This is a genomic window from Patescibacteria group bacterium (assembly GCA_038063375.1).
In the GTDB taxonomy this organism is placed as follows: domain Bacteria; phylum Patescibacteriota; class Minisyncoccia; order Phycocordibacterales; family JANLHH01; genus JANLHH01.
The window spans coordinates 1-4,325 of the sequence record JBBTVG010000012.1 but is presented as its reverse complement, the minus strand read 5'-3'; the positions used below and the strand labels follow the sequence as shown (position 1 = coordinate 4,325).

The following is a 4,325-nucleotide window of genomic DNA, read 5'->3' as shown; positions in this document are numbered from 1 at the left end:
CGGAAAGGCGGCGGAGCCGCACCGCTGACAATTTCAAGTTTTTCTTTGGCGGCAACTATATTTTATAAAAAATATATGCACTCTAAAACCTACAACCTAATATGTCAAACACTCATCGCTTGAACTCTAATAATCTCTCCTTTTTTAGGAACGCTGTTCTGAACAGTTTCCCACGAACCATTGTGCCACCGCTCGTAGTGACGAAACGCAATGGGAAGCACTTTTGCCTGCAACAAATCATTTACTTGATCAAACAAATTCAAGTGAAGGTGTGGCGCGGTGGTATTACCGGAATTGCCAACTTCGCCTACTATTTGGCCAATAATTACTCGCTGGCCAGCGGCGACTTTTACCGAACCACGTCGCATATGAGCCATAAAAGCGACCACACCCGATTCAGATTGTATCATTACATAATTACCCACGTTGGGACGAATATCAATTTTGGAACCATCGGTCTTGGGGCGGAAAAGAAATGTTGCCTTAAACCAAATAATAAGTGTATTGGCAAGGTTTACGTTTTTATTGTCAACCCAACCATCGCTTGCCTGTATAACTACTCCATCAATTGGAGCTAAAATTGGTTTAGACCAGCTATAGAAATTTTCAGCAGGAGTTCGACCGAAAATATAGCTCAAAAAGTTTCTGTTAGAATAACTCTTTTGATCCTTACTAACCTTCATAAAATCGAAAGCATATGGATGATGACCTGGAGGTTTAAGAAATTTCCATTCCCCACGAAGAGGAAAATCAACTACAATGTTTTCTTGCATATCTTATGGATGACTAAAAATTTTCTTCCCCCAAAATTAAAATATGGTTCGAGCCGATGTTTTTCTCCGGGTTCTTTTGCGGTTTTTATCGGTGCGGCTCCGCCGCATTTTCAGAATCTTTTCGCGGGGGGATTTCCTCGCCGCCGCAGGCGGCGAAAACGGTTCGGACTATTTCAAGAATACTGCACACTTTAGTAAAAGGCAAGCCAGAGGAACCCGCATTACAAGCTCCGGAAGCTTGCGTCCTATCCATTGAACGACGAGGGCAATTTCCACTTATTTTGTCTTCCCGCGACGCGCTTCTTCCGCGCGTACTTCGTCCTCTTTCATTCCGAAATAATGCGCGATCTCGTGCCAAACGGTATTCGCGACAATCTCCGGAATTTCGTCCGAAGTTTTAGCAGCCTCCTCAATAGGCAGTCGGAAAATAGTGATCGTGTCGGGCATGACGAGTCCGCCATATTCAACACCGCGTTCGGTTCGAGGAATTCCTTCATATAGACCGAGTAATGTTTCGTCGGCGGAGAGACCATGTTCTCGGCGCATTTTTTCGCTTGGTTCAAGAGCGATGACCACGATCACGTTGTCCATCATTTGCCTAAATTTTTCCGGAATCATGGCAATACCTTTTTCAACCAACCGGTCAAATTCTTTTTGTTTCATGTCGGGACGCCGAGAATTGAACTCGGGTCACACGCACCCCATGCGTGCATACTACCACTGTACTACGTCCCGGTAATTTCTAACGGGACCAATGGGCGTGGACTACCACTATCCGATGGCCTGCTCCTTTCTCTCATTGTGCTTTAAAGGTCCATCTCATTGTCGGGGTGCCGGGAATCGGACCCGGGTCTCACACTCCCGAAGCGTGTATACTACCACTGTACTACACCCCGACAATGAGATTGACGCAAAACCATCATACCAAATAATCCGGGACTTACACAATTCATTAACCTACGTGCAAACCCTTCTTTTTTAGTTCTCTTCTCACTGCGACATAGTTTGGAATTGTGATTGCGACCAAATTCCAGAATTTCTCTGAATGATTAAATTCTTTCAAATGACAGAGCTCGTGGACAATAACAAGATCGCGCACCTCCGGCGGCAAAAAGAAAATCCTGTAACTAAAGTTTAAATTGCCTTTCTTGGAGCAGCTCCCCCATCGGGTTTTTTGATCTTTCACGCTTATTTTATTATACGCAAATCCATACTCTTTATTAAAATACTCAATGCGGCTTTCCACCAACAGAATGGCTTCGCCTTTGTACTTCAAATAATCTTCCTTGCCGCGGGGCAAAGCGCCCGTATTTTCATGTTGTCTGAAATACTGTATTTTTTTCCAAATCCAATCGCTCTTTGCTTGCACAAACTGCTCCGCAAACACTTCCAAGACACCTGATGGAAGAGTTACCACGACACTGCCGTCACGATGCACAGACAGACGCACTCGACGCGCCCAAGGGCTTCTTTTGAGCGTGTAAGGAATATATTCGTTTTCCAATAAGATATGCTTATTCATCCCGTTGAGAGTTCACGTTTAACTATTTACTATTATATATTAATAAGATATAATCCCCATACTGTACATCGCGCTTATGATGTACCTGTGGCTCTTTTAGTTAGCGATTGGGCCCTTAGCTGTTTTGGTAGGTCGAAACCGGGTACCAAGAAAAGATAAAAATGTAATGGGCCCTTAGCTCATCTGGTAGAGCACCTGTTTTGCACTCAGGAGGCAAGCGGTTCGAGTCCGCTAGGGTCCACCATTCCGAATTTCAGTCCAAATTTTGTGGACACAAAGCAAGCAAACTGCTTTGCTTGCGGCGGACGAGAAAGACTTTTCCTTATCGAGTTTACGAGATGGAAAAGTACCCGCCACGGTAGGTGGAGAGTCCGCTAGGGTCCACAAGCGTAAATAAAATTACGACCAACAAAAAATATATTATAAGTTATTTATTACCTAACTTAAAATGAGCATGGAATCTTTTAGACCACAGAACAATGAAGCACCGGCCGAAAAAAGGCCCAAAAGCGACCGAGCGGCGCATCTTGAATGGACGAGGGATGTAGAGAAACAAGAACTTGTGAACGAAGTAATGTCGGGCTTTAAGTTGGGCTCCATGAACGAGGATGTCGTGAAAAATATTCTCAAAGAGGAAGAACGAGTGCTCGCCGCCGCGGGAGAAGACACAGAAGCTATTCGAACGGCTCTTAAAAACAAGCTTCGCCAGCTCGGAGCAAAATAATTCCTGAATACCTTGGAAAAAAGCCGCAATGATTGCGGCTTTTTTTCATTCCTTGTTTGCTTGTAAAAGCAGGTTATCCTATTCCCTCTGCAAAGCGCGCGTAAGCACATGATCAATAAATTCGGACAAGTTCGCGCCAACCGCGCGTAGCGACCTTGGAAACAGTGACACGCTGGTCAGTCCCGGCAACGTATTGGCTTCAAGAAAATAGATTCCGCGAGGAGACACGATGAAATCGGAACGCGAGTAATGCTTCAATCCGAGTGTTTTGTGCGCAAATCGCGCCGCCTCTTCAAGCGCCCGTTTTTCTTCTCTGGTGAAATTCCCCGGACAGACGTGGTCTGCTTCTTCGGAATACTTTGTTTCGTAGTCAAAAAAATCGTGCTTTTCGGGAATGCGTATTTCAATCACCGGTAGCACATAATGTTCCGCGCCACGATACGCATCAATAACACCAACGGTCGCTTCCCTTCCCTTAATATATTCTTCCACCAGCACCCCGTCCGCCGTTTCAAGTCCTTCTTTAAGCGCCGCGAGAAGCTCATTGAAAGAACGCGCAATTGAAACCCCGACCGAAGACCCTCCGGAAATCGGTTTAATAATGCACGGCTGCGGGAAGCTTCGGAAAAGTTCCAAAGTCCGTTTATTCATATCTTCTCCTCTATGTACTATCACCGAAAGCGGAACTTTAAAGGGAGCTTCTTTCAGGTGATCCTTGGAGAGCAGTTTGTTCATCGCTATCGCGGACGCGTACATGCCGGATCCCGTAAACGGAATAGCAAGTAGGGAAAGATCTCTTTGCACTTTCCCGTCTTCTCCATACTCGCCGTGCAGAGCATTAAAGACAACATCTATGCGGTTGCCCAACTCTGCCACGGTGACCGGCACTCCCTCAAGATGCCATGTACCGTCCTTGGTGATGAGAATGTCGTAACCCTTGTATTTTGACGGGAGGTGTTCCAGCACGCTTCCGCCGGTCTTAAGCGACACCTCATATTCGTGTCCTCTGCCGCCGCGCATAACACCAACCCGTATGTGAGTATTGGAATCCATACTTTCTATTATATATACTTTTCTCCCTTAACAAAAGAACGTAAGGGGTTCATCCCCTCTATATTTTATCCCGGAGCGCGCGGTGATAGGTAATCGCAAATCGATGCGCTTCGCCGTTCGCAAGCAGAACCTCCCGCTCGTGCCCGCGAATATGCTCTTTGTTCCCGAGAATCTCGCGCGGTTTGTGTCGCAGGTCTTTCACGACCGATACGACCGGGATCCCAAGACCTAAACTCTTGAGCACTTTTTCCGC

6 protein-coding genes and 3 tRNA genes are annotated in these 4,325 nt (G+C 46.1%); 2 read left to right on the top strand and 7 right to left on the bottom strand.

Annotated features, from left to right (window positions below):
• Nucleotides 1–104 precede the first annotated feature (104 nt).
• The 5 genes from AAB523_01740 to AAB523_01720 form a co-directional block, all read right to left on the bottom strand.
• Entirely contained in the window at nt 105–773 is a 669-nt protein-coding gene (locus AAB523_01740) for a M23 family metallopeptidase (protein ID MEK7555989.1), read from the bottom strand.
• A gap of 276 nt (nt 774–1,049) precedes the next feature.
• Complete coding sequence (locus AAB523_01735) at nt 1,050–1,436, bottom strand: metallopeptidase family protein (GenBank protein MEK7555988.1); 387 nt, start codon at nt 1,434–1,436, stop codon at nt 1,050–1,052.
• Between the two features lies 1 nt (nt 1,437).
• Nucleotides 1,438–1,508 (bottom strand) — tRNA-Pro (locus tag AAB523_01730).
• 90 nt (nt 1,509–1,598) lie between these two features.
• Nucleotides 1,599–1,669: transfer RNA gene (locus AAB523_01725), tRNA-Pro, on the bottom strand.
• A gap of 56 nt (nt 1,670–1,725) precedes the next feature.
• Nucleotides 1,726–2,295 carry a SprT family zinc-dependent metalloprotease gene (locus AAB523_01720; GenBank protein MEK7555987.1) on the bottom strand — a complete coding sequence of 190 codons (570 nt, stop codon included), beginning with the start codon at nt 2,293–2,295 and terminating at the stop codon, nt 1,726–1,728.
• 168 nt (nt 2,296–2,463) lie between these two features.
• On the opposite strand from AAB523_01720, the gene AAB523_01715 reads away from it, so the two are divergent.
• Together AAB523_01715 and AAB523_01710 are read left to right on the top strand one after the other, a co-directional pair.
• Nucleotides 2,464–2,539: transfer RNA gene (locus tag AAB523_01715), tRNA-Ala, on the top strand.
• Nucleotides 2,540–2,749: 210 nt separating this feature from the next.
• The gene (locus AAB523_01710) at nt 2,750–3,019 is read left to right on the top strand and encodes a hypothetical protein (protein ID MEK7555986.1); all 270 of its coding nucleotides are present in this window, start codon (nt 2,750–2,752) and stop codon (nt 3,017–3,019) included.
• Nucleotides 3,020–3,097: 78 nt separating this feature from the next.
• Here AAB523_01710 and AAB523_01705 read toward each other — a convergent pair whose 3' ends face one another.
• Nucleotides 3,098–4,072 (bottom strand): D-alanine--D-alanine ligase, encoded by a 975-nt coding sequence (locus AAB523_01705; protein ID MEK7555985.1) that lies wholly within the window; start codon nt 4,070–4,072, stop codon nt 3,098–3,100.
• A gap of 58 nt (nt 4,073–4,130) precedes the next feature.
• Nucleotides 4,131–4,325 (bottom strand): excinuclease ABC subunit C (locus tag AAB523_01700; GenBank protein ID MEK7555984.1); only part of this gene is annotated, 195 nt, incomplete at its 5' end.

What these genes read in the sequence shown, in the direction of transcription:
- AAB523_01735 (MEK7555988.1), bottom strand. Translation starts at nt 1,436, where the DNA reads ATGAAACAAAAAGAATTTGACCGGTTGGTTGAAAAAGGTATTGCCATG.
- AAB523_01740 (MEK7555989.1), bottom strand. Translation starts at nt 773, where the DNA reads ATGCAAGAAAACATTGTAGTTGATTTTCCTCTTCGTGGGGAATGGAAA.
- AAB523_01720 (MEK7555987.1), bottom strand. Translation starts at nt 2,295, where the DNA reads ATGAATAAGCATATCTTATTGGAAAACGAATATATTCCTTACACGCTC.
- AAB523_01710 (MEK7555986.1), top strand. Translation starts at nt 2,750, where the DNA reads ATGGAATCTTTTAGACCACAGAACAATGAAGCACCGGCCGAAAAAAGG.
- AAB523_01705 (MEK7555985.1), bottom strand. Translation starts at nt 4,072, where the DNA reads ATGGATTCCAATACTCACATACGGGTTGGTGTTATGCGCGGCGGCAGA.